The sequence below is a fragment of the Chlamydia caviae GPIC genome (assembly GCF_000007605.1).
Classification (GTDB): domain Bacteria; phylum Chlamydiota; class Chlamydiia; order Chlamydiales; family Chlamydiaceae; genus Chlamydia; species Chlamydia caviae.
In genome coordinates this window covers 233,739-256,973 of the sequence record NC_003361.3, presented here as the reverse complement: position 1 = coordinate 256,973, position 23,235 = coordinate 233,739, and the positions used below count along the sequence as shown (strand labels likewise).

The window sequence follows — 23,235 nt, the reverse complement described above, 5'->3', positions numbered from 1 at the left end:
AGAATCATGAGTGAACAAAAAAAATCTAGTAAAATTATAGGGATAGACTTAGGAACAACAAACTCCTGCGTATCTGTAATGGAAGGCGGGCAAGCTAAAGTCATTACCTCTTCAGAAGGAACACGTACAACACCTTCTATCGTAGCATTCAAAGGAAACGAAACCTTAGTAGGGATTCCTGCAAAAAGACAGGCTGTTACAAATCCTGAAAAAACCTTAGCTTCTACAAAACGTTTCATTGGAAGAAAGCATTCCGAAGTAGAATCTGAAATTAAAACTGTACCCTACAAGGTGGCTTCAGGATCTAACGGTGATGTTGTCTTCCTAGTAGATGGGAAACAATACACTCCTGAAGAAATTGGTGCTCAAGTTCTAATAAAGATGAAAGAAACTGCAGAAGCATATCTCGGAGAACCTGTTACAGAAGCTGTCATTACCGTTCCTGCTTATTTCAATGATTCTCAAAGAGCTTCTACAAAAGACGCTGGACGCATCGCCGGCTTAGACGTTAAACGTATTATTCCTGAACCAACAGCTGCGGCTCTTGCTTATGGAATTGATAAAGCTGGTGATAAAAAAATTGCTGTTTTTGACCTTGGTGGAGGAACTTTCGATATCTCCATCTTAGAAATCGGTGATGGCGTATTTGAAGTTCTCTCTACAAATGGGGACACCCATTTAGGAGGCGATGATTTCGATGAAGTTATCATTAAATGGATGATCGAAGAATTCAAAAAACAAGAAGGCATCGATCTCAGCAAAGATAATATGGCTCTTCAAAGACTAAAAGATGCTGCTGAAAAGGCAAAAATAGAACTTTCGGGAGTATCTTCCACAGAGATTAATCAGCCATTTATCACTATGGATGCTAGTGGGCCTAAACACTTAACACTAACATTAACACGTGCACATTTTGAAAAGCTGGCTTCTACTTTACTCGAGCGTACAAAAGCCCCATGTCAAAAGGCCTTAGCTGATGCAAAACTCTCTGCAAGCGATATTGATGATGTCTTGCTTGTTGGAGGTATGTCAAGAATGCCTGCAGTTCAGGAAGTAGTAAAATCTATCTTCGGTAAAGAGCCAAATAAAGGCGTAAACCCTGATGAAGTTGTTGCTATTGGAGCTGCTATTCAAGGGGGCGTTCTTGGTGGCGAAGTAAAAGATGTTCTATTGCTTGACGTGATTCCTCTTTCCTTAGGTATCGAAACTCTCGGAGGAGTGATGACCCCCCTCGTAGAGAGAAACACTACGATCCCTACGCAGAAAAAACAAATTTTCTCAACAGCTGCAGATAACCAACCCGCAGTAACTATTGTTGTTTTACAAGGGGAACGCCCCATGGCAAAAGACAATAAGGAAATTGGAAGATTTGACCTTACAGATATCCCTCCAGCACCTCGAGGACATCCTCAAATCGAAGTAACTTTCGATATCGATGCTAACGGGATTCTTCACGTATCTGCAAAAGATGCTGCTAGCGGTCGTGAGCAAAAAATCCGCATCGAAGCAAGTTCAGGATTAAAAGAAGATGAAATCCAAAGAATGATCAACGATGCTGAGAAACACAAAGAAGAAGATAAAAAACGCCGCGAAGCTTCTGACGCAAGAAACGAAGCTGACAGTATGATCTTCAGAGCTGAAAAAGCAATCAGTGATTATAAAGACAATATCCCTGAATCTTTAGTAAAAGAAATTGAAGAGCGTATAGAAAAAGTTCGCACAGTTCTTAAAGAAGAGGCTCCTGTAGAGAAAATCAAAGATGCTTCCGAAGAGCTTAGCCGTCATATGCAAAAGATAGGAGAAGCTATGCAATCGCAATCTGCATCAGCTGCTGCATCTTCAGCTGCTAACGCTCAGGGTGGTCCCAATATCAATACAGAAGATTTGAAAAAACATAGCTTCAGCACAAAGCCACCTGCAGGAAATTCAGCTTCTTCAAACTCGAACAATGAGAACATCGAGGAAGCGGATGTTGAAATCGTAGATAAACCTAACGATTAATATCCTAAAAAACTTATCTTTTATTCCCTATTTCTCTCCGGAGAATAGGGAATTTTCTTTTTAACCCTATTCATAAAAATATCTTTGCATTAAAAACATCCAACAAAGGCTAGGTAAACCCATGAAAATCATAATTCCAGACGTGGAGCAAAGTTGGTGAAAAAAATAAGAAAAAGAAAACCCCAAGGCTTTAGAAGAAGCTCTAAGCAAATCTTAATTTCCGGCGTCTTATTTGTTCACGCTAAGAAAGGCTTTGGATTTGTCACACCTGACCATCCTGAGGAGTACCCCTTTGATATTTTTATTCCCGCAAGAGACCTTAAAGGTGCTCTAGATGGAGATCATGTTATCGTCTCTCTTTTCCCAAATTCTAAAGAAGGAGAAAAAAGAAAAGGCATGATCCACCAAGTTGTTTCAAGAGGGAAGACAGTTCTTGTAGGAACTATAACCTCAATAATTGATGGAACAACCGCTCTCGTTTGTGTTAATGCCTTAGGCCCAGATATTCCTGTAAAAGCAAAACTTCTCCCTAAACGTTCTTATAAACTTGGGGATCGTTTATTACTTAGCACCCCCGCATGGAAGGAAAAACCCGAATCTAAAGAACCTCCTCCATTGGAAATGCTCGAATTTATCGGCAATATCTCCAATGCTAAAGCGGACTTCCCCTGCATAAAAGCTGAATACGCTATTGAAGAGGAATTTCCGGAAGCTGTTATCGAAGAAACTAGCCATTTCTCACAAAAACATATCAACCAAGCTCTACGATCACGAAAAGACCTTCGCGATCTCCTTTGCTTTACTATCGATTCGATAACTGCAAAAGATTTCGATGATGCCGTATCGCTAACTTATGACAATAATGACAACTATATTCTTGGCGTCCATATTGCAGACGTCTCTCACTACGTAACGCCACATTCTGCTCTAGATCAAGAAGCAAGTAAAAGATGCAACTCTATCTACTTTCCTGGGAAAGTAATCCCCATGTTGCCTTCAGCTCTTTCTGATAACCTTTGCAGCTTAAAACCCAACGTAGATAGGCTTGCTGTTTCTGTATTCATGACTTTCACTAAGGAAGGCCATTTATCCGATTACGAGGTATTTCGTAGCGTAATTCGCAGTAAATACCGGATGACCTATGATGAAGTAGATGAGATTGTAGAAAATAAACAACCCCATCCTATATCAAAAACTCTCCTTGCTATGGCAGAGTTAAGCGAAAAATTCGCAGATATTAGAGAAAAACGTGGGTGCATACGCCTTGTCCTACCCTCATTTACTATGGCTCTCGACAACCTACAAGAGCCTGTAGCTCTTATAGAAACACGACAAACGCTATCGCATAAACTTATTGAAGAGTTTATGCTTAAAGCTAACGAAGTCATCGCCTACCATATTTCCCACCAGGGAGTCACTCTACCATTTAGAATTCACGAATCTCCAAACGATGAAAGCCTACTTTCCTTCCAGGAAATGGCAAAAGGTATGGGGTTTGATATTATTATGACCCCAGCTCAAGAACCCGATTACCAATATCTACTACAAGAAAGCTCTGCAGGGCACCCTCTAGAAGCCATTCTACATTCACAGTTTGTCCGCAGCATGAAAACTGCCTCATATTCAACAGAAAATAAAGGCCATTACGGATTAAAACTCGACTTTTATACACACTTTACAAGCCCAATCCGTCGTTATATCGATCTTGTTGTGCATAGACTGCTATTTCACCCCATGTCGATAGAAGAAACTCGCCTAGAACACATCGTACGAGCCTGTTCAACACAAGAACGCATAGCCGCAAAAGCTGAATTTGCTTTCGAAAATCTTAAAAAGACCCGCTTCTTAGATAAGTTCTTAAAAGAACAACCTGAAACAATTTATAAAGGCTTCATTATCACAACAACTCCTGAAGGGATTTCCTTCACAGTTCCAGAGTTTTGCCAAGAAGGTTTCATCCCAGCAGCGCAATTACCTAAAGAATACTCCTTAAAAAAGAAAACCTCTCCCGATGATCTTCCAAGTAAAATGCGCCCCGGAGCAACTATAGAGGTCAAACTCTCGGAAGTAAATCTCCTCAATCAGGCAATTACTTGGTCGTTGGTTACAAAAACGCCAAAGAAAAGCGAGAAAAAATCATCCAATCCAGAAAAGAAACCCAGAACTAGAAGAAAAAGGAAAACAGAGTAATGCTTCCTGAAAGTTTCTTCCTACACGATGATGTTCTTCATCTAGCAAAAGAGTTACTAGGACACATTCTCATAACGAAAATCTCAGGAAAAATAACTTCAGGATTTATTGTAGAAACAGAAGCGTATCGCGGACCGGATGATAAAGCCTGTCACGCCTATAACTATAGGAAAACAAAAAGAAATAGCCCTATGTATAGTCGTGGGGGTATTGCCTATATCTACCGTTGCTACGGTATGCATTCCTTATTCAACGTAGTAACCGCAAAGCAAGATCTCCCCCACGCAGTATTGATTCGTGCTATCCTTCCTTATGAAGGAGAAGATATTATGATCCAAAGACGCCAATGGCAAAATAAACCCAAACATCTACTCACCAACGGACCGGGGAAAGTATGCCAAGCTCTCAATCTTACCCTGGAACACAATACCCATGCGCTTACCTCTCCCCATCTGCATATAAGCAAAGAGAAAGCCTCGGGGAGAATCACACAAACACCTCGAATAGGGATTGACTATGCTGAAGAATGCAAAGATCTTCCATGGAGATTCCTATTAAATATAAAAGATTGAAAAATCTTTAGAAAAAAAAAGCATGGAAAAATGCTAACAAAAATTAACCATAAGGAATATAAATATCCTAATTATCGATATTATGAGAAAAATCTAACAAAATGTTATGGAGTCATATTACAAACTCTGCTCTTATATTAGATTTAATTAAAATTAGAAAATCTCTAACACAACAATAGCGATTTATGAAAAAACACTTTATTACAGGTCTGGTTATCCTCCTCCCTCTAGCAATCACCCTTGCTATTGTTGGAATGATCATAAATTTCCTTACGCAACCTTTTGTTGGCCTAGTTTCAGGATTTTTCGAACGCATTAGCTTTTATGCTAAACACAAAGCTCTATTAAAATTTGTTTTGCAAATCATCCTTTTGTTCGGATTATTCTTCGCTACCGTCCTTTTGGGATTCCTTGCTCGTTTAATGATTTTTAAATCCCTGCTCTCTATTTATGATAAAATTCTTCATAAAATCCCTATTATAAAAACTGTTTATAAGGCTGCTCAACAAGTCATGACCACCATCTTCGGATCACAATCCGGATCGTTCAAACAAGTTGTTATGGTTCCCTTCCCTAATGCACAAACACGCTGCATCGGCCTCGTTGCAGGAGACGCACCACACATTTGCTCAGATGATCCCGAAGATCCTATGATTACAGTGTTTATCCCCACAACACCTAACCCCACTTCAGGTTTTCTCACCCTTTTTAAAAAATCTGATATTACTTTCTTGGATATGAAAATCGAAGATGCATTCAAATATATTATCTCCTGTGGAGTGCTTACTTCAGGATCAAATACCTCCTGTTCTCCAATTACTGAAGCTCTAAGCAAAAATCCTCTGTAATAAATGGGTCATCCTATTGAAAAAAAACGTTCCTTTGATTATCCTTTCTCTTAATTATAAGTCTCCGATCTTCCTCTCGATCACTTCGGAGAATTAAAAAGTTAAATATCGAGTTATCTTATGACACGCATGAGTAAACAAGCTCGTCGAAGAGCAGTGAGTCCAAAAAAGCGTAAGCCAGTTTACGCAATTACTCATCCAAAACCCGCTCCAAGAATCGCTTATAAGGCACATAAAAATGCTGTAAGCAATGAAAGTGTTTTTATTCCGCAAATTAGTTAGTTACTAGAGTATCAGTTATGTCACGACATCGTAGTTACGGTAAATCCATTAAAGGGGAAACTAAGAGAAACGTACTTAAACGTTTTGAACGGATAGACGTTTTACGTAAACTAGGCCGTTGGAATGATGTTACAGCAAAAAAAGCTACAGGCCTTCCTAAAACTCCTGTAATGAAATAAAAATTTACGCTGATTTATCTTGAAGAAAGTTTCTATACAGGTTTGCATCTCTAACAAGCAAAACGATGTTCCTATTCGGATACAATCAGCGAAAAAATTAGTCCTTTATTGCTTACAACATTGGGAAGTTCATACGGATCAAGTATATATTTACTTTTTAGATGATGAATCTTTAGCTCAACTTCATGACGAAGTATTTTCAGATCCTTCTCTAACAGATACCATTACTTTACCTATAGATTCTCCAGGAACGTCTTCTCAACCTCACATTCTTGGTGAAGCTTTCATTAGCCCAAAAGCTGCTATACGTTTTTTGAAAGATCGTGCAGAAGATTCTGATCTTCTATACGAAGAGATCTCTCGTTATGTTATTCACTCTCTCCTGCATATGCTTGGATATGATGATCAAACTCCTGAAGAAAGAAAAAAAATGAGAGTTAAAGAAAATCAAGCGCTATGTATGTTAAGAGAAAAACACGCGCTTTTATCAGATTAAAATGCTTGATTTCCTATTAGCAATTTCTATCCTCTTTCTCCTATTTGCCACAGCACTGACACAAAAATCTATCAAAACACACGATGAGAATGATGAACAGCGCTGTTCAAATACTCCGGCTCTTTTAGCCTCCGTATTACTAAGTTTATACGGAATTTTAGGAACCACGATCTATTCTCAATATACATTCAAAACTAAAAGCGCATCCCTCACTTTTTGGGGAATGTATATACTCGCAGCCCCATTAGCTTATGGATTCCTTCCCTTCTGTATAAAACTCCGTAAAGGGATTGTTTCCGCACTATGCTCTATTTCTTCTCTACTTCAAGCTTTCTTTTTCCCCTTCCAACGTTCCATCAATAACAATGAAGACGATCCTAAAATTCATAGTTCAGAAATGGAAAATCAACTGTCAGAAGCCGTATCGTCTTTTGATAAATTGATCGTTCGGGAAATTATGATTCCTAAAGTAGATATCTTTGCCATTCAAGAAGACACGCCTATCTGCAATGCATTTCCAGCTATCGTAGAAGAAGGCTATAGCCGAATTCCTCTATATAAGAAAAATATCGATAACATTACTGGAGTCCTTTTAGTAAAAGACTTGTTGGCAATGTACCCAAAATCTGTAGATGCCTCCCAACCTGTCTCTTCAGTAGCTAAACCCCCGCTATACGCTCCAGAAATTAAGAAAGTCTCCTCACTACTTCAAGAGTTTCGTCAGAAACATCGCCACTTGGCGATTATCGTCAATGAGTACGGAGTTACCGAAGGCATCGTAAGTATGGAGGACATTATCGAAGAAATCTTCGGAGAGATTGCCGATGAGTATGATGTTCAAGAAGATATTCCTTATAAAAAAGTTGGCAATGCTTGGATCGTAGATGGGCGTATGAATATCTCTGATGCAGAGGAATACTTTAATCTAAAAATCCATCACGAAAATAGCTATGACACCTTAGGAGGCCACGTTTTTCATAAAGTTGGGGCCGTTCCACAAAAAGGAATGAAAATCCATCACGAAAACTTCGATATCGAAATTATCACTTGCTCAGAACGTAGTGTAGGCAAACTCAAAATTACCCCACGAAAAAAGAAAATATCTCCTTCGTAACCTCCTACAATATACAGAGAAACAAAAGAATAGAAAAATCTCTTTGCAAAAAACCTAAAGATTTACGAGAGTTAGGTCTTGAGAAATCACCATAGGTTTGGGAGCATCATCGATAATGAATAACATCCAAAAAGAAGAGCACGGAACCACTGCTGTCTTACATCTCCAAGGGAAACTTGACGGGATCTCTTCTCCGGAAGTACAAGAAAACATCTCACAATCCCTATCTTCAGGAATCAAAAATATCGTTCTTGATTGCACAAATTTAGACTATATGTCCAGTGCGGGCATTCGTGTCCTCTTACAAAGCTACCACCAAGTAGGAAAACATTCCGGAAAAATCGTTCTTACCTGCGTTCCTAAAACAGTAGAACAAACTCTTTACGTTACCGGATTCCTCTCATATTTTAAAATGTTCAATAGCGTGCAGGAAGCATTACAAGCATTAAGCAAAGACGAAGATTGAGAAAAACCTTTTTCTAGTGTATGATGATGCCTTTAGTTGATTCCAACCCGCTATGTTACTATGCGCAGATCTGTTTGTTATGTTAATCCTTCCGTAGCTAGAGCTGGGCAAATATCTACATGGAAGTTTCTTTATTCCCTAGTTGACTACCTCCCTGAGGGAACAAAACTTAAATTTGACTTGGGATGTCAAGGGAGACCCATAGATTGGGAGATCCCTTCTACAGATCTAAAACAACCGCGTAATACTATCTATTTAGAAACGCCTAAAGGGGATATTCTTACTGCTGTAACGATCCCCATTGCAAATAGTCCCGTCCCTCAATATGAATTCACCCTTCCTTATGAACTAGATGCTGGTGAAACTCTTACAATTGTTCTTGGACCTTCTCCAGAACATCCACAAACAGATGAAGCAGGAAACGGTGCTCAGCTATTTACCCAACGTAGAAAACCTTTCTATCTTTATGTGGACCCCGAAGGCAAGGGAGATTATGATGAACCGGATATCTTTACTATGGATATCCGTGGAAATGTTCTCAAACAGATCCAAATTTTCACACCCTCCTATGTTGTCAAGAACAAGCGTTTCGATATCACTGTACGATTTGAAGATGAGTTCAATAACCTGACAAACTTCTCACCAGAGAATACACGTATTGAGCTCTCCTATGAACACCTAAGAGAAAATCTTAATTGGCAATTATTCATTCCTGAAACAGGATTCGTGATTCTCCCCAATCTCTATTTCAACGAACCTGGTATCTATAGGATCCAATTAAAAAATCTCCTCACAAATGAAATCTTTGTGTCTGCACCTATAAAATGTTTCTCAGAGTCATCTCCTAATCTTATGTGGGGTCTACTACACGGAGAATCAGAACGTGTAGATTCTGAAGAAAATATAGAAGCCTGCCTACGACATTTCAGAGATGATTGTGCATTAAACTTTTATGCTTCATCATCTTTTGATAACCAGGAAGGTTTAACTCCTGATCTTTGGAAAATGATCAACCAGACTATAAGCGATTTTAATGAAGAAGATCGTTTTGTCTCTCTATCTGGTTTGCAGTATTTTGGAGAACCTGGCGAAGAGGGACTCCGACAGATTCTCTATATAAAAGAGAATAAATCTTGTTCAAAGCATAAAGATTGCAAGATTGCCTCTTTATCCAAGCTGTATAAAAGCTCTTCGGGTCACGATATTATTTCGATCCCCTGTTTTACAGCATCAAAACAATATGGATTTAACTTCGATAATTTCCATCCAGAATTTGAGCGTGTTGTAGAAATCTATAATTCTTGGGGATGTTCAGAAAGAACAGAAAAAGAAGGAAATATCTTCCCTATCAAGGGAGCAGACTCCGAAGTCGCCTCAGGAACATTAATAGAAGCGTTAAAACGTAACCTACGTTTTGGCTTTGTTGCTGGAGGCCTTGACGATCGTGGTATCTATGGTAAATTCTTCGATGCCAACCAACAGCAATATACTCCAGGGCTCACAGCCATTGTGTGTAACAAATACAATCGAGATTCCCTGGTAGAAGCTTTATATCAGCGTCATTGTTATGCAACTACGGGGCCAAGAATTATTGTTAGCTTTAACATTACCTCAGCTCCTATGGGTTCTGAGTTATCAACAACCACAAAACCTGGCCTTGCTGTAAATCGTCATATCTCAGGATATGTTGCAGGAACAGATCAACTAAAAACCGTTGAGATTATCCGCAACGGGGAAGTGATCAAAACATTCCATCCCGATAGCAACAATCTAGATTATGAATATGATGATATGGAGCCTCTATCTAAAGTAACTCTTAAGGATCCTAAAGGAAAAATTCCTTTTGCATTCTACTATCTCAGAGTAACGCAAGCGGACCAATCTATGGCATGGAGTTCCCCTATTTGGGTAGATCTTCATTAATATTATCGACTTTGTCGAAGGCTGATCTTTATGATGACTCTTTTTCTTCTTATTTGCTGTGCTTCAGCACTACTAGGAGTAGGCATAGTCATTTTACTCATAGGCTCTTATCTCTTAGGTAGACCTTTATCTAAAGGGTGTGGAAAATCGGACTGTTGCCATAAGAAAGCATGCGATAAACAAACTCGATCTGATTCTACAACCAAGGCACCACCCTATGACGACAGCACACATCCCCCGCATTCTTCCTAAAAATTCTTGGTTAAAGCATTTATTTGATAATTATATGGGAGGGGCGCGTCTCTCTAAAGAGGATGCCTTACGCTTGCTTCTCATTGAAGATGAAGACGACCAACGTGCTTTATGGGCATTTGCAAATACGATACGTCACAAATATGTCGGTGATATTGTCTACTACTCCTCTACGTTTTATCTATATCCCACAAATTTCTGTGAGTTTAACTGTACGTTCTGTGCTTTTTATGCAAAACCTGGAGATGCTAAAGGCTGGTTTTATACGCCAAATCAGTTAATAGAAAAGATCCGCGCTTTAGATGTTCCCATTACAGAGACACATATTGTTGCCGGATGCTCCCCAGAGTGTAATTTAGACTATTATACCGAGCTATTCAGTAAGATTAAGGAAAACTTCCCTCATATCCATATCAAAGCATTGACAGGCATCGAGTATGCATATCTTGCTAATCTACACAATATTCCTGTTGTCGAGGTTTTGAAAACATTAAAAAATGCGGGATTAGACTCTATTCCTGGGGGAGGATTTGATATCCTTGTTGATGAAATACGGCAGATACTCGCTCCCGGACGTTTATCCTCTCAAGATTTCTTAGAAATTCATAAAACAGCGCATAATCTTGGAATTCCTAGCAATAGCACGATGTTGTGTTATCATAGGGAACGTCCTGAAGATATTGTTACACATATGGATAAATTGCGCAGTCTGCAAGACGATACTTTAGGATTTAAGAACTTCGTATTGTTAAAGTTCGCAACAGAAAATAACCCCCTAGGGAAAAGACTACGCAAATTAGGCGGTTCCCATAACATCCCTCCAGCATCTATCATTGCTGTTGCAAGGTTATTCTTAGACAATTTTAGAAATATAAAAGCCTTGTGGAATTACTTAGGAATCGAGCAAGCTCTACATCTATTATCTTGTGGAGCCAATGATTTTTCCTCCACTCATATCGGAGAAAAAGTTTTTCAAATGGCCTCTTCAAATCAAAATATAAAAATGGACATCGAGGGAATGGCAAACCTCATTAAAGAACAAGGACGCATACCATGTCTGACGAACTCGAAAGACGTATAACTTTAGGTTGCGTAAGCTATATCAACGCTTTTCCTTTTTCTTTAGAGCTTGCAAAACACAAGGAGATTCTTCTTCATACGGCACCTCCTGCAGATCTCCTTGGGAAACTCCTCGATGGTAGTTTACAATTCGCTCTTACCTCTGCAGTAGGGCTGTTGACCCATCCTTTAGGAACACTTCCAGGATTTGGCATAGCGGCTTATAAAAAAATTCTTAGTGTGAATCTTTATGCTGCATCGACGTTTTTCACATCAGAAAAACTTCGCATTGCAGCAACAAAAGAAAGCCGCTCTTCGGTAATGTTACTAAATATCCTCTGCCAACATTTATGGAAGACACCCATCCCAGAAATTATCCAACTCACCTCTGATAAGGTTATCGAAAAGAGCGAAGAGTATGACGGTTTATTATTAATTGGCGATAAAGCTCTACGCCATCCTCATGTTCCAGGATTTACAACTTATGATCTTGCTCAAGGATGGTATGAACTTACCCAATTACCTTTTGTCTTTGCTGTTGTTCTTTCTAATAACCCTCAGGGAAGTGCTATTGTACAAGCAGCATTAGAGAGTTCATTAAGCCATTTCGAAGTTCATCCCGAAGCAGCTATAGCACAAGCTATCGAGCGCTCTCAGCTGCCAGAAGCTCTTATTAAGGAGTACTACTCTCTTTGCCGTTATCGTCTAAGAGAAGAAGATTATGAAGGTTTAGAAAGATTCCGAGAATATTATGCAACTATCCACCAACAAGCCTGATCTTCAGGAGATGTTCGACTCCTTAGCCCCTAAATACGATAGGATCAATTCTATCTTATCTTTAGGGATGCATCATTTATGGAATCGTAAGTTTTCAAAAATGTTAGGGAAGTCAGAATGTCTCCTAGATCTTTGCTCAGGAACAGGGAAAGTTGCCTATAGATATATTCACGATTATCCGAAATCGCAAGCCATACTCGTTGATTTCTCCTCAAATATGCTCGCGATAGCAAAACAACGTTATCCTAAGGCTCCTTTCACCTTTATAGAAGGAGATATTGCCCAACTCCCTATCGATCAAGAGTCACATACATTAGCAGCAATAAGCTACGGATTACGAAATCTTCCCGATCGTAAAAACGCCCTTAATGAAATCCATCGTATTTTAAAACCAAATGGATGCTTAGGAATTTTAGAGCTCACCTCGCCTTCTGATAACCACCCTATGTATCTAGCACATAGATTATATCTAAAATTCTTAGTGCCTTTGATAGGAAGGTTATGCTCTAAAAATAAACAGGCCTATCACTATCTAGCTGAAAGCATTAAGAATCTGCCTAAAGATGACTACTTAGAACAACTCTTCAAAGACGCACAATTCCAGATAAGCAAAAAAAGAAAATTTGCCTTTGGAGCTGCAACTATTTGGATATTGCAAAAGATCTAAACCTATTAAGATTTCTTACGACCACGCTTAGCAGGAGCCTTGCTCTTAGGTGCAGGCTTCTCATCATCGTCTTTGTCGTCATCATCACCAAAGAAATCTCCGGTAGATAGCGAATCATAACCTAATTTCGCAGAAAGCTCTTTTAACGAAGCGAATCTTTCAGAAAGATTAGCAAGGTTTAATTGATCTTCAACACGACCTGATCCACGAAGATGCGCAAGAAATTCTTCTTCAGTATCAAATTTCTCAGAAAATGTAATCGAAGATGCTGAGGTAATTTCCGGAAGGAAAAGAAAACGTCGAGCAACTGCAGGCACCTTAGTATAAATATCACTAGATATTGTAGTCTCAGATTCTACTTTTGCTGTTTGCTTCGGAGGGCGTCCTCGTTTAGGACGAGGATTTAAAGCCTCATTAGAATAATAAACTTTAGCCTTATTCACAAGAAGCTGACGTGCTTGCGATAACTCTTTCGATACTTTAGTATCGAAAAGATGAATTTTAAATTGCTCTAAAATATGTTTTGAAAAATCTAAGTCTTCTTCAAAGACAAAATGAAACTTATTATTACGTAACCACTCAATAATACGTATACGAGAACGTTCTACATAAAATTGCTGCCACTTCTCTAATTCAGACTCATGATCATAGATAAATTCTAAAAATTGCTCGCGAGCATTTTTAGACTGTAAGATCTCAAGAAATTTTTCTTTGGTATCAATGTCATAAATTTTTTCATTGATAAACGTTTCCATGATTTTTTTAACTTCATAGAACGTGAGCTTAGGAATTAGACAATAGCGTTCTGCATTTATCTCTAATTCTTCATATATCTTATCTAAGTCTTCTTGATCCTTATCTAAATCAATGTAGAGGATAAACCCTTCAACACGGTCTAAATAAAAATCTCTCTCGTCATCAGACTTCGAGAAGGCGTCCATAAGACGCAAAGCGCGTAGTAAAAGAGGATTTTGTGGAACAGGATACGTAGTCATAAATTAAGATTATAAAAGAATCGGAGTTAGAGGGCAAGAGATCTATCCTTAAGGAATCAATTCACAACATAGAATGCCAAATAGATATGCGCTCTTTTAGCTATCTTTGAACCCATTTCTATTCAGATTCAATATAAAAATTTGAAAATTCTAGTGAAGTACTTCTTTATTTACGGGCCCTTCAAGATACACTCGGTCACGATCTAAAGAGATGTTGATTACAATATTACTCCACGTCCGGATAGGGATTTGAATATTTGATAAGCCGTAGCGTTTCGCTACGACAAGGGCTGCGGCTGTAGCTCCAGTACCGCAAGCCAAAGATTCTCTTTCTAACCCTCGTTCATAAGTGCGTATCCGAAATTCCCTAGAACTCATTGCTTCAATAAAATTTACATTAGCTCCTTCAGGGGAAAAATCTGCATGATAACGTAGAAAACTTCCCCAAAGATCTATAGGAATACAAGATACATCATCGACAAAAACAACAAGATGCGGAACTCCGGTATTGATACTGAAGATTTCTTGAGGCAGCTGCGCAATAGTGTATGTGAGGTTATGACAACGGTATTTCCAATCTGGAAGAGTCATATCTACAACAACACGATTCCAAGAATAAAACTTTCCAAAATAAATCCCTGAATCGGTTTCTACAGAAATGTCTTCTTTTTTCAATACCGAAGAAAGGTGTGCTATAACACAACGAAGACCGTTCCCACACATCTTAGGGCGAGAACCGTCGTCATTAAAAATAATGAGCTTGGCATCGGCAACAGATGAAGGAAGAACAAGTAAAAATCCATCTACTTGTTCTTCCTTACACAGAGCTGAGATTGTTGTAATCTCAGGACAAGTTTCGCTAAGAATAAAGCAATTTCCCGCCCCAGAGTACACGTAAGGCTTATAAATCGTCGAATGAGAAAAGGATGCCATCTAATAAACCAAAATCCTTGGCTTCATCTGCTGTCATCCACATATCCCGATCAATAGCCTTTTCAATGACTTCGCGAGGTTGTCCTGTGGCTTCTAGATACACATCAACAATGCGTTTTTTTGTTTTTAAGATTTCACGAGCATGAATGTCTAAATCTGTAGCTTGTCCTGTAATTGGACCTCCTATAGATGGCTGGTGAATCATAATACGTGAATGAGGAGTTGCAAAACGACGGCCAGGAGCAGCACACAAACTTAATACTGATCCCATGGAAGCGGCTAGTCCTGTAACCACAGTAGTCACTGGTGAAGTCATCATTTTTATCTGATCCCAAACTGCAAACCCTGCGTCTACAGATCCCCCAGGACTATTAATTACGAATACTATAGGCTGACCAGGATGGCTAAGTTCTAAATACCATAGCTTCTTAATAGCATCTGCTGCGCTCTTATCTGTTACAGGTTCTGAAAAGAATACCCGACGGGCATCTAAGATTTTTTTATCTATAACATCTCGTAACTTATTAACTTCCCCATCAGGCATAGAACAACATATCTCCTAACTAAACTAAAGTTTCCAGATCGATTTCAGGATAAAGCGGGAACCGCGATAATAAGTCTGCGACTCGTGCTCTAGCTTCTTGAGCAATGTTTTCTGGAAGCTCTCCTTCACTTTTACTAAAACTATCATCAGCATTACGTCTCAAAGTAATATTTCGCAATACTTTCACAATAATATTCGCAACTTCTTCCATTTCATCACTGCCCATACCGAGAGTGGTTAAAGCAGGTGTTCCCAAACGTATTCCTGAAGTATCCCATTTACCCACTGCATCCGATGGTATCGTATTGCGGTTTACTGCAATACCGATAGAACTTAAAATATCTTCGGCTATGCGTCCAGAAATACCTAGAGAAGTCAGATCAATAATCAACATATGATTATCCGTACCGCCTGTAAGCAAACGTAATCCTTGCTTTTGGAAATGCTCTGCTAAAGTTCTCGCATTATCCACAACCTGATGAGCGTACTTTTTAAAATCCACAGTGAGAGCTTCTTTTAATGCTACGGCTTTCGCAGCAATAACATGAGGCAAGGGACCACCCATCATTAAAGGACAAGCTCTATTGATTATCCCATCATATTCTTTAGAAGCTAAAACCAAACCTCCACGAGGTCCTCGTAGAGTTTTATGCGTTGTCGTAGTGACAATATCAGCAAAAGGAATAGGATTTTCTTCTTCGACAAAAACACCCCCAGCAACAAGTCCTGCAAAATGTGCCATGTCTACCCATAAAACAGCTCCGCAATCATCAGCAATCTGTTTTAGGGTGGAAAAATTTAATCTACGCGAATAAGAAGAATATCCAGCAACTAACACTGTAGGCTTATGTGTACGCACTAAACGTGCAATTTCAGCATAATCAAAACGTTCTGTCTTCTTATTCACTTCATAAGGCAAACAACGCATCAATTTTGACATCACATTCATACGTACTGTTCCATGTGTCAAATGCCCTCCTGAATTTAATGAAGGACCTAGACAGACGTGAGAACCTATCTCAGCCTTTAATTCAGCATACTCTTTATCTGTAAGATCGTTAATCGTTTTGTATCCCAAACGTTTAACAGCAGGACCTTGGATTTTCTGAGTAATAATTGCCATCATCGCCAATAAATTCGCATCGGCTCCGGAATGGGGCTGCACGAAAGCACTTTCTGCGCCAAAGAGTTCTTTAGCTGTTTCAGCACACTCCCACTCAATAGCATCAACATTCTCGCAGCAAGAATAAAATCGCTTAAATGGACTTCCCTCACAATACTTATCTGTAAGTAAGTTTCCCATAGCAAGCTGAACTGAAATAGAGGCGTAATTTTCAGAAGCTATCATCTTTAAACGAGAGCGTTGCCCCTTGAGCTCATCAATAACGCTCTTCCCAATCGAAGGAAAGGAGTGCAAAAGATGGTCTAATGCAGCTAAATATGCGGTAGAAGCTAGGTCCTGACCTTTCTTCCCCGAAGCATTTTCTAAAAATTTATGCAACAACGATGCCATTGCCGAACCTCTGTTAACAACTATCTACAAACGAAAAATTATAATATAAAGCGAAGCTCTCCGCACTTAACCCAAGAAAGCCTAAGAACTACTGTCATTTTTCCCTTGGAGAAAAAGCTAAGATCCAGAAAAAGACATCCTAGCTGCCACATCGAAAAATGTCAATCGGCTCATCATATAACCTAAACACTGCTAAAAATAAGTGTTTTTAATGATGTATCTACACTGTTTCTATTACAAATAAAGATGAAAACTGTTTTCTAGATGCGAAACAATCCCCCACTACCTAAACTAGGATTTGGATTCATTTCTAGAACAAGACGCCTCCATGACCCTATATCTAGGATTAAATCAACAAACCGCAAAAAGGTATCACGCCTATTTTGCTCCGATTCTTGTGATCGTTCCATTTGCAAGAAGTTCCCCGCAACAACGCCGCGCTTTTCGGTACCTTGAGAAAACTTCGCATATTTTACTCACTAGCCCTTCGTCAACATCGCTATTTATCTCAAGAATGCGTAGGAAAGTGCCGAAAAAAACTTTGGAAAATAAGCATTACCTATGTTTAGGGAAAATCACAGCACATCGGCTTAAATGTCTTCTCCCAAAGGCACACTACGCACTAGCTACAGTTGAAACAGGAGAAGGTGTTTTGCCAATGATTTCCTCACTACCTAAAGACGCTCGGATCCTCTACCCGCACTCTGCTTTATCTCGCCCTGTTATTAAAAATTTTCTAGAGAAAGAAAATAGATCTTTTTTTGCCTACCCTCACTACGGCATTCGAGAACAACGATTGAAGTCAAAAATATTTGATCGATGTCATCGGATAATTTTAACCAGCCCCTCGGGAGTTAGAGCTTACGCCAAACTCTTTTCTAAGCTCCCAAACAAAAAACATTTATGCCAAGGGCCCATTACATTAAAGGAGTTTCAAAAAATTTATAATCAACCAGGAGAACTCCTTTAAGAAAGGAGTTCTATGGAAAGCTGATGACAAAAAACAATTTTTGGGAGTAAAATTGTGCTGCTTTTAAGCTTTTACTCATCTACATTCTATATGTCAGTTGCAGCAACACCACCACAAAATCCAAGACATAAAGAGCCTTTGAGCCTATTCCCAAAGGGAAGTAAAGCCAGAGCTAAACTCATTCGTTTTATTGCACATTGCGTCATTCAAACACTAGTCTTAACGACGCTAACCGCAGGAATCATTGCTTTAGGCTGCTGCGTACACCCCGTATTCTTTACATTTCTGCTTGCTGTTATCCCCGTGTATCTATCTCTTAGACACTTAACTACAAATAAACTCCGAGACATCTACATCTCATTTAAAGTTTATCCTTCTAAAGATAAAATCCATGCTATTTCTTCTTCTAAAATCAAGAAGCTGTAAAGAATAAATTACTATTCAAATAAGATTTAATTTTATTAAAATTAATTTAATAAAAACTAAATATTATTATTATGCCTAGTGTTAACCCGGGTAACTCCCAGAATCAAGTTAGAAACAGCAGGACTCCGCTTCTAGCTCCTGCCCTATCTTCAAGAGAAATTGCTACTCAAAGACGTAACAAGATACTAAAAATTGCCTCCGTATCTATTCTCAGTGCCTTAGCAATTGGAACTGCCGCTGCCGGTATTACCCTTGCTATTGTTTTAGGGTCTCCTGTATTCGCAGCATTGGCTATAGCCTCTGTGCTATTTGCCGGAGTGGCCATACTTGTCTATAAACAGCTAACACAAAAAGCTGATGGGGACTGGATTCAAGCACTAGATCAAGATTTTAGAGCTCTCCCAGCTACAGTTGCAGATGCAAATTTTGTAATCGAACCGGGAGCCCAACTATCGTTTTACCAAAACAAGAAAAATCCTGGTGTTAAACTTGGTATGCGAGAAGAGGTCTCGGGCTTCTCTATAAAGTTCTCCGCTCTTCCCAGGTCAAATACAGCAAGAACGGTAACAAGCCAACGCGGAATCACATTCAATGCAGTACCTCCTGCACCGCAAACGCAGATTGCAATAACTACAAATCAAGCGCGCGCTTTAGTCAAAGAGCTTACCAAACTTGGAGAGCATTCAAATTGGGGTGCAGCTCAGTATCAGGGACAAACCTCCATTATCTCACCGTTCGCCCCCACAGAGGCTCGTTCCACACCATTAAATATAAAAAACAGCAAGTCCATACCTCTCTTAGAAAAAGAAAAATATCCGGAACGTATAGGGCATATCCGAGGTCCCAAACTCGACGAATTCTCAGGAAGCGATCAAGACGTAATCAATGGTTATTATAACCGCGCACTTTATGCCTACGAAAGCTGCATAAAAGAAGCTATTGAAAAAGAATGTTCTATCATTTCCGTCCCACTATTCTCTTCTGTCTACGAATTGGATGCAAAAAACGATGTTCCCAAAAAAAATAAAAATTATGAGTGGATGTTAGGCTGCAATAATCTATGCAAGAAGGCTTTGGTTGAAGCTGTCAATAACGCAGCCCTAAGCAATCCAAATTCTTTAAAACTCCTTATTCTTTTACAAGATCCGTTTGCACCTCTTCCCTAGTTTGGGACTAAGAAAAAGAGGAGAGTTATCAATTAAGAAATCTCTCCTCTAACATCAAATAAAAAAATTGAAAAGAACCTTTTATTTTTTTCCTCCCGCCATTACCCTACTCCTTAGATTCGCAGAAGTAATAATCTTGTGAATTACGTGTTTAGGAAAGAGAACTAGGGAGAAGCTAGGGGGCTTTTTGAAGTAGCGGATTGCCTTATGCAAAGGAACAAGTTCAAATTCAAGTCATCTTTTAAACTCGCTCTCGGGTTGAAACTGGTAAAAATTAATTCATACTGGTTAGGATGGTTAAACTTTTGCCTTGTCGTAAGCTGCTGTCCCTTAGGAATTTCTTTTATTGAAAAAAACGTTCTTTACTTCTTGCTAAAAAAGCAGTAAACTTGCTTTCTTCTTCAGATGTATTCATTCCTAAATTCCATGATTTCGCATCCGTATTTAGGAACCACTAAGCCAAGCAAGGAATAGTTTTCATGCATGAAGCCCTCCAGAGCATTTTAGCCATTCAAGAGCTCGATATTAAAATGATTCGCTTAATGCGAGTCAAAAAAGAGCATCAGAAAGAGCTCGCTAAAGTCCAATCTCTTAAATCTGACATTCGTCGTAAAGTTCAGGAGAAAGAGTTGGAGATGGAAAACTTAAAGAATCAGATTAAAGAAGGTGAGAATCGGATTCAAGAGATTTCTGATCAAATCAATAAATTAGAAAGTCAACAAGCAGCTGTGAAAAAGATGGATGAGTTTAATGCCCTCACCCAAGAAATGACAGCAGCAAACAAAGAGCGTCGTGCGTTAGAACATCAACTTAGTGATCTCATGGACAAGCAAGCAGGAAGTGAAGATCTGATTGTTTCTTTAAAAGAAAGTCTAACATCTACAGAAAATAGCAGCTTTGCTATTGAAAAAGAAATCTGCGAAAGCATTAAAAACATCAATCAAGAGGGCCAAGCCCTACTACAACAGCGTAGCGAGTTAAAAGAAGCTACGGATCCTGAAATGTTTCTTATTTACGAACGTTTGTTAAATAATAAAAAAGATCGCGTTGTTGTTCCTATAGAGAATCGTGTCTGTAGTGGATGTCATATCGTTTTAACTCCACAGCATGAAAATTTAGTCCGTAAAAAAGACCGATTAATTTTCTGCGAACATTGTTCTAGAATTTTATATTGGCGAGAACCAGATGCTCTCACTGCTGACAGCTCTGCAGCAAAACGTCGTCGTCGTCGCGCTGCTATATAACAGTTCATCGGAAGAGAAAGGCAACCGCTTTTTATATCTCTAGTTAGGTATACTGAGAGGAAAGTCTGGACTTCATAAGAAGAGATACTGGAGAAACTCCAGGGGCCGTAAGGCTACGGAAAGTGCAACAGAAAACACTCCGCTATAAAAGGGTCTTTTTATAGACAGGCTGAAAATTCCTACTTTAAGAGTAGGAGCTATTAAGGTGACTTAATAGACATGCAAACCCTATCTGAAGCAAGAGAAAAAGTTTTTGTTTCTGCATAGTGAGGGATAGTATTCCTCATAAACTTTTTCATAATCGCTTGAGGGGTATAGTAATATGCCCCCTAGATGAATGGTTGCCCTCAAGATGGTCTTTTCCATCTTGTAGACAGAATCCGGCTTACTCTCTCTTCCGATATTTTTTACTCTTTAGATGAGTCCTGCTTTTGCCAGTGTATGCATCTGAAGCAATCCCACAACATACTTCTGATCTTTAGCATCGACAACAGGTAGGATGCTAACAGGGTTTCCTGTTTCCATCATTTGTAAGCCAAGAAGCACATCAGCATCTTCGCTGATCACTCTAGGACTTGGAGTCATGATATCTTTAAGCTTCTGCAATAAAATATCCCCTCCATGACGAGATAAAGCCCTGCGTAAGTCCCCGTCTGTAAATATTCCCAATATTTCGAATAGCTCATTCACTACGCACACGCAGCCACAACCATAGGAAGAAAAAATATCCAAGGAGTCTGCAACTGTATTGTCAGGAGAGCAAAAAGGCACTTCTGTTTTTGGGAACATATAATCTCGGATTTTCCCAACAACCTTCAAACCAATTTGCCCACCCGGATGATTCTTCCCGTAGTCTGCCAGAGATATTCCTCGACTACGCAATAGTGTAATAGAGAGAAGATCTCCAAATAACAGCTGGCATGTTGTTGATGTTGTAGGAACAAGATTAAAAGGATCTAATTCTTCTATCATAGGTAAAATAACCACATGATCGCAAAGAATAGCTAAACTAGAATATGCAGAGGAAGTAATCCCTGCGATAAATACACCACGTTCTTTGAAATAAGGGATCCATTCTAAAAGTTCGCGGGTTTCTCCACTTTTAGAGAACAGACAAACAATATCTCCTGGACGGACAACACCAAAATCCCCGTGGAGAAGATCTCCAGAACAAAGAAAAAAAGCACGTTCTCCAAAAGACTGTAAGGTTGCAGCTATCTTCCTTGCAATACAACCGCTTTTGCCCACACCAGAAAAAAATATAGAACCTTGATGATTCAATATTTTCTCAGCTAACAACCACGTCCCCTCACATTGGAAAGTAGCAAAAAAGCGCTCTAAAGATTCTTTTTGCTTAGTGATAATATCTTGGCATAAATCGATAGCTGTTGCGGGAGAACCCATCCCTTTAGTCCTTGGAAAAATCGTCGTATGTTAGCTCATCGTAACAGACTCTAACCGATTTTTCAATGAGGTTAAAAATTCACTACCGTAAATGCCGTCAAGCACTCTATGGTCAAATGTTAGCGTAACATAGACCATTTTTCGGATAGCTAGAGAATCATCATCACGAACAACAACACGTTTTTGTATTGTTCCTATTCCTAAAATAGCCACTTCGGGATAACGAATTATCGGCATACCAATTAAAGCTCCCGTCATACCGAAATTAGTCACTGTGATGCTACCATCTTGAGTTTCTGAAGGGTCAAGCTTATTGGATCGAGCTCTTGTAGATACATCCGCGAGAGTTTTTGCAATGCTGACTAAACCACGGTCTTGACAATTGTGAATAACAGGGACAACAACACCCTCTTTATTCAAATTAACAGCAACTCCCACATTTATGGATTTCTTCACAACGATTGTATCCCCGTCTAAAGATCCATTTAATAACGGGAATTGCTCCAAGGCCTTTGCTAAACATTGAATAATGAAACTCGTAATCGTCAGTTTCACACCATGTGTTGCAAAGAATCTGTCTTTCTCCTCAGAGATTAAGTTCATCAAATCTGTGACATCAATATCTACAATAAGAGACGCGTGAGGCACTTCATCTGAAGATTTAGATAATGAAGAAGCTATAGCTCTACGTAGTGGAGACATAGGAATGCGATTTTCATTCGCATTTGTTGTTTTTGGAGACGAAGGCGCACGCATTTCAGAAATATAATTTTCTAAATCTTTACGCGTCACACGCCCCTCATTTCCTGTTCCAGAAATTTGTTGGAGCTGTTGGATGCTAACACCTTCGCGATGCGCTAAACTAAGAACTGCTGGTGAAAACCATCCTGGGGAATTTCCACAATCTTGAGAATGAGAACAAGAAGTCTTAGAAGAGGCTTCTTCTAAAACTTCTTCTTGCATACCCGATTCTATAGCAATTTCGGCTAAAATTTCTCCAGAGGCGACTTCATCACCTTCACTTACGAGACAACGAATCAATTTCCCTGCTTTAGGAGATGCTAATTCAGTAGCAATCTTGTCTGTTGACACTTCAATTATAGGTTCGTCTTTTGCAACATTCTCACCTACTTGCTTGAGCCAACGGACTACAAACCCTCCGGAACCCGTCTCCCCTATTTTCGGAAATCGAAATTCAAACATGCGTAAATTCT

The 23,235-nt window shown here is 39.2% G+C and carries 24 protein-coding genes and 1 other RNA gene; 19 read left to right on the top strand and 6 right to left on the bottom strand.

From position 1 onward, the window contains the following. The first annotated feature begins 6 nt into the window (after positions 1-6). The 14 genes from dnaK (at position 7) to ubiE (ending at position 12,826) form a co-directional block, all read left to right on the top strand. Positions 7-2,001 (top strand): molecular chaperone DnaK, encoded by a 1,995-nt coding sequence (gene dnaK, locus CCA_RS01240; RefSeq protein WP_011006210.1) that lies wholly within the window; start codon positions 7-9, stop codon positions 1,999-2,001. 165 nt (positions 2,002-2,166) lie between these two features. Next, positions 2,167-4,191, top strand: coding sequence for a ribonuclease R family protein (locus tag CCA_RS01235; RefSeq protein WP_370919299.1), 2,025 nt, complete (start codon positions 2,167-2,169; stop codon positions 4,189-4,191). Further along, positions 4,191-4,763 carry a DNA-3-methyladenine glycosylase gene (locus tag CCA_RS01230; RefSeq protein WP_011006208.1) on the top strand — a complete coding sequence of 191 codons (573 nt, stop codon included), beginning with the start codon at positions 4,191-4,193 and terminating at the stop codon, positions 4,761-4,763. Before CCA_RS01235 ends, CCA_RS01230 begins: the two co-directional genes overlap by 1 nt. A gap of 185 nt (positions 4,764-4,948) precedes the next feature. After that, positions 4,949-5,611 (top strand): DUF502 domain-containing protein, encoded by a 663-nt coding sequence (locus CCA_RS01225; RefSeq protein ID WP_011006207.1) that lies wholly within the window; start codon positions 4,949-4,951, stop codon positions 5,609-5,611. A gap of 120 nt (positions 5,612-5,731) precedes the next feature. Then, on the top strand, positions 5,732-5,893 hold the full coding sequence (locus CCA_RS05285; RefSeq protein ID WP_011006206.1) for a hypothetical protein: 162 nt from the start codon (positions 5,732-5,734) through the stop codon (positions 5,891-5,893). 17 nt (positions 5,894-5,910) lie between these two features. Continuing rightward, positions 5,911-6,072, top strand: a complete 162-nt coding sequence (locus CCA_RS05230; RefSeq protein WP_011006205.1) for a small basic protein — start codon at positions 5,911-5,913, stop codon at positions 6,070-6,072. A gap of 19 nt (positions 6,073-6,091) precedes the next feature. Further along, on the top strand, positions 6,092-6,568 hold the full coding sequence (gene ybeY, locus CCA_RS01220) for an rRNA maturation RNase YbeY (protein WP_011006204.1): 477 nt from the start codon (positions 6,092-6,094) through the stop codon (positions 6,566-6,568). 1 nt (position 6,569) lies between these two features. Continuing rightward, positions 6,570-7,682 (top strand): hemolysin family protein, encoded by a 1,113-nt coding sequence (locus CCA_RS01215; RefSeq protein WP_011006203.1) that lies wholly within the window; start codon positions 6,570-6,572, stop codon positions 7,680-7,682. Between the two features lie 115 nt (positions 7,683-7,797). Further along, positions 7,798-8,148, top strand: coding sequence for an anti-sigma factor antagonist (locus CCA_RS01210; RefSeq protein WP_011006202.1), 351 nt, complete (start codon positions 7,798-7,800; stop codon positions 8,146-8,148). Positions 8,149-8,208: 60 nt separating this feature from the next. Then, positions 8,209-10,071 (top strand): DUF3604 domain-containing protein, encoded by a 1,863-nt coding sequence (locus CCA_RS01205; protein WP_011006201.1) that lies wholly within the window; start codon positions 8,209-8,211, stop codon positions 10,069-10,071. A gap of 30 nt (positions 10,072-10,101) precedes the next feature. Then, positions 10,102-10,323, top strand: a complete 222-nt coding sequence (locus CCA_RS05225) for a hypothetical protein (RefSeq protein ID WP_011006200.1) — start codon at positions 10,102-10,104, stop codon at positions 10,321-10,323. Further along, positions 10,289-11,404: a CofH family radical SAM protein gene (locus CCA_RS01200; RefSeq protein WP_011006199.1), complete on the top strand. Its 1,116-nt coding sequence runs from the start codon at positions 10,289-10,291 to the stop codon at positions 11,402-11,404. Before CCA_RS05225 ends, CCA_RS01200 begins: the two co-directional genes overlap by 35 nt. Next, positions 11,377-12,159, top strand: a complete 783-nt coding sequence (locus tag CCA_RS01195) for a menaquinone biosynthesis protein (RefSeq protein WP_011006198.1) — start codon at positions 11,377-11,379, stop codon at positions 12,157-12,159. The genes CCA_RS01200 and CCA_RS01195 overlap by 28 nt, the downstream gene beginning before the upstream one ends. Next, positions 12,134-12,826 (top strand): bifunctional demethylmenaquinone methyltransferase/2-methoxy-6-polyprenyl-1,4-benzoquinol methylase UbiE, encoded by a 693-nt coding sequence (ubiE, locus tag CCA_RS01190; RefSeq protein ID WP_011006197.1) that lies wholly within the window; start codon positions 12,134-12,136, stop codon positions 12,824-12,826. Before CCA_RS01195 ends, ubiE begins: the two co-directional genes overlap by 26 nt. A gap of 5 nt (positions 12,827-12,831) precedes the next feature. On the opposite strand, the gene CCA_RS01185 is transcribed toward ubiE, so the two are convergent. From CCA_RS01185 to CCA_RS01170, 4 genes are all read right to left on the bottom strand, one after another. Then, a complete protein-coding gene (locus CCA_RS01185) occupies positions 12,832-13,821 on the bottom strand; it encodes a UPF0158 family protein (protein ID WP_011006196.1) in 990 nt (329 codons plus the stop codon). A gap of 150 nt (positions 13,822-13,971) precedes the next feature. Further along, positions 13,972-14,754 carry a bifunctional diaminopimelate epimerase/glutamate racemase gene (gene dapF, locus CCA_RS01180; protein WP_011006195.1) on the bottom strand — a complete coding sequence of 261 codons (783 nt, stop codon included), beginning with the start codon at positions 14,752-14,754 and terminating at the stop codon, positions 13,972-13,974. Continuing rightward, the gene (locus CCA_RS01175; protein ID WP_011006194.1) at positions 14,723-15,298 is read right to left on the bottom strand and encodes an ATP-dependent Clp protease proteolytic subunit; all 576 of its coding nucleotides are present in this window, start codon (positions 15,296-15,298) and stop codon (positions 14,723-14,725) included. The genes dapF and CCA_RS01175 overlap by 32 nt, the downstream gene beginning before the upstream one ends. 19 nt (positions 15,299-15,317) lie before the next feature. Beyond that, entirely contained in the window at positions 15,318-16,811 is a 1,494-nt protein-coding gene (locus tag CCA_RS01170) for a glycine hydroxymethyltransferase (protein ID WP_011006193.1), read from the bottom strand. A gap of 328 nt (positions 16,812-17,139) precedes the next feature. Between CCA_RS01170 and CCA_RS01165 the strand changes: the two genes are divergently transcribed. From CCA_RS01165 to rnpB, 5 genes are all read left to right on the top strand, one after another. Continuing rightward, positions 17,140-17,781, top strand: coding sequence for a uroporphyrinogen-III synthase (locus CCA_RS01165; RefSeq protein WP_011006192.1), 642 nt, complete (start codon positions 17,140-17,142; stop codon positions 17,779-17,781). Between the two features lie 90 nt (positions 17,782-17,871). Beyond that, the gene (locus CCA_RS01160) at positions 17,872-18,207 is read left to right on the top strand and encodes a hypothetical protein (protein WP_041462241.1); all 336 of its coding nucleotides are present in this window, start codon (positions 17,872-17,874) and stop codon (positions 18,205-18,207) included. A 71-nt stretch (positions 18,208-18,278) separates the two neighbouring features. Then, entirely contained in the window at positions 18,279-19,373 is a 1,095-nt protein-coding gene (locus tag CCA_RS01155; RefSeq protein WP_011006190.1) for a membrane protein, read from the top strand. A 479-nt stretch (positions 19,374-19,852) separates the two neighbouring features. Then, positions 19,853-20,617, top strand: coding sequence for a zinc ribbon domain regulatory protein CdsZ (gene cdsZ / locus CCA_RS01150; RefSeq protein ID WP_011006189.1), 765 nt, complete (start codon positions 19,853-19,855; stop codon positions 20,615-20,617). An 8-nt stretch (positions 20,618-20,625) separates the two neighbouring features. Continuing rightward, positions 20,626-21,021: RNase P RNA component class A (gene rnpB, locus CCA_RS05200), an RNA gene on the top strand. 10 nt (positions 21,022-21,031) lie between these two features. Here rnpB and CCA_RS01145 read toward each other — a convergent pair. Together CCA_RS01145 and CCA_RS01140 are read right to left on the bottom strand one after the other, a co-directional pair. Next, positions 21,032-22,021, bottom strand: coding sequence for a KpsF/GutQ family sugar-phosphate isomerase (locus CCA_RS01145; RefSeq protein WP_011006188.1), 990 nt, complete (start codon positions 22,019-22,021; stop codon positions 21,032-21,034). A gap of 30 nt (positions 22,022-22,051) precedes the next feature. After that, complete coding sequence (locus CCA_RS01140) at positions 22,052-23,224, bottom strand: dihydrolipoamide acetyltransferase family protein (protein ID WP_011006187.1); 1,173 nt, start codon at positions 23,222-23,224, stop codon at positions 22,052-22,054. Between the last annotated feature and the right edge of the window lie 11 nt (positions 23,225-23,235).

Excerpts from the sequence above, each read along its gene's own strand:
- dnaK (WP_011006210.1), top strand. The coding sequence starts at position 7 with ATGAGTGAACAAAAAAAATCTAGTAAAATTATAGGGATAGACTTAGGA.
- CCA_RS01230 (WP_011006208.1), top strand. The coding sequence starts at position 4,191 with ATGCTTCCTGAAAGTTTCTTCCTACACGATGATGTTCTTCATCTAGCA.
- CCA_RS01225 (WP_011006207.1), top strand. The coding sequence starts at position 4,949 with ATGAAAAAACACTTTATTACAGGTCTGGTTATCCTCCTCCCTCTAGCA.
- CCA_RS05285 (WP_011006206.1), top strand. The coding sequence starts at position 5,732 with ATGACACGCATGAGTAAACAAGCTCGTCGAAGAGCAGTGAGTCCAAAA.
- CCA_RS05230 (WP_011006205.1), top strand. The coding sequence starts at position 5,911 with ATGTCACGACATCGTAGTTACGGTAAATCCATTAAAGGGGAAACTAAG.
- CCA_RS01215 (WP_011006203.1), top strand. The coding sequence starts at position 6,570 with ATGCTTGATTTCCTATTAGCAATTTCTATCCTCTTTCTCCTATTTGCC.
- CCA_RS01210 (WP_011006202.1), top strand. The coding sequence starts at position 7,798 with ATGAATAACATCCAAAAAGAAGAGCACGGAACCACTGCTGTCTTACAT.
- CCA_RS01205 (WP_011006201.1), top strand. The coding sequence starts at position 8,209 with ATGCGCAGATCTGTTTGTTATGTTAATCCTTCCGTAGCTAGAGCTGGG.
- CCA_RS05225 (WP_011006200.1), top strand. The coding sequence starts at position 10,102 with ATGATGACTCTTTTTCTTCTTATTTGCTGTGCTTCAGCACTACTAGGA.
- CCA_RS01200 (WP_011006199.1), top strand. The coding sequence starts at position 10,289 with ATGACGACAGCACACATCCCCCGCATTCTTCCTAAAAATTCTTGGTTA.
- CCA_RS01195 (WP_011006198.1), top strand. The coding sequence starts at position 11,377 with ATGTCTGACGAACTCGAAAGACGTATAACTTTAGGTTGCGTAAGCTAT.
- ubiE (WP_011006197.1), top strand. The coding sequence starts at position 12,134 with ATGCAACTATCCACCAACAAGCCTGATCTTCAGGAGATGTTCGACTCC.
- CCA_RS01185 (WP_011006196.1), bottom strand. The coding sequence starts at position 13,821 with ATGACTACGTATCCTGTTCCACAAAATCCTCTTTTACTACGCGCTTTG.
- dapF (WP_011006195.1), bottom strand. The coding sequence starts at position 14,754 with ATGGCATCCTTTTCTCATTCGACGATTTATAAGCCTTACGTGTACTCT.
- CCA_RS01175 (WP_011006194.1), bottom strand. The coding sequence starts at position 15,298 with ATGCCTGATGGGGAAGTTAATAAGTTACGAGATGTTATAGATAAAAAA.
- CCA_RS01170 (WP_011006193.1), bottom strand. The coding sequence starts at position 16,811 with ATGGCATCGTTGTTGCATAAATTTTTAGAAAATGCTTCGGGGAAGAAA.
- CCA_RS01165 (WP_011006192.1), top strand. The coding sequence starts at position 17,140 with ATGACCCTATATCTAGGATTAAATCAACAAACCGCAAAAAGGTATCAC.
- CCA_RS01160 (WP_041462241.1), top strand. The coding sequence starts at position 17,872 with ATGTCAGTTGCAGCAACACCACCACAAAATCCAAGACATAAAGAGCCT.
- CCA_RS01155 (WP_011006190.1), top strand. The coding sequence starts at position 18,279 with ATGCCTAGTGTTAACCCGGGTAACTCCCAGAATCAAGTTAGAAACAGC.
- cdsZ (WP_011006189.1), top strand. The coding sequence starts at position 19,853 with ATGCATGAAGCCCTCCAGAGCATTTTAGCCATTCAAGAGCTCGATATT.
- CCA_RS01145 (WP_011006188.1), bottom strand. The coding sequence starts at position 22,021 with ATGGGTTCTCCCGCAACAGCTATCGATTTATGCCAAGATATTATCACT.
- CCA_RS01140 (WP_011006187.1), bottom strand. The coding sequence starts at position 23,224 with ATGTTTGAATTTCGATTTCCGAAAATAGGGGAGACGGGTTCCGGAGGG.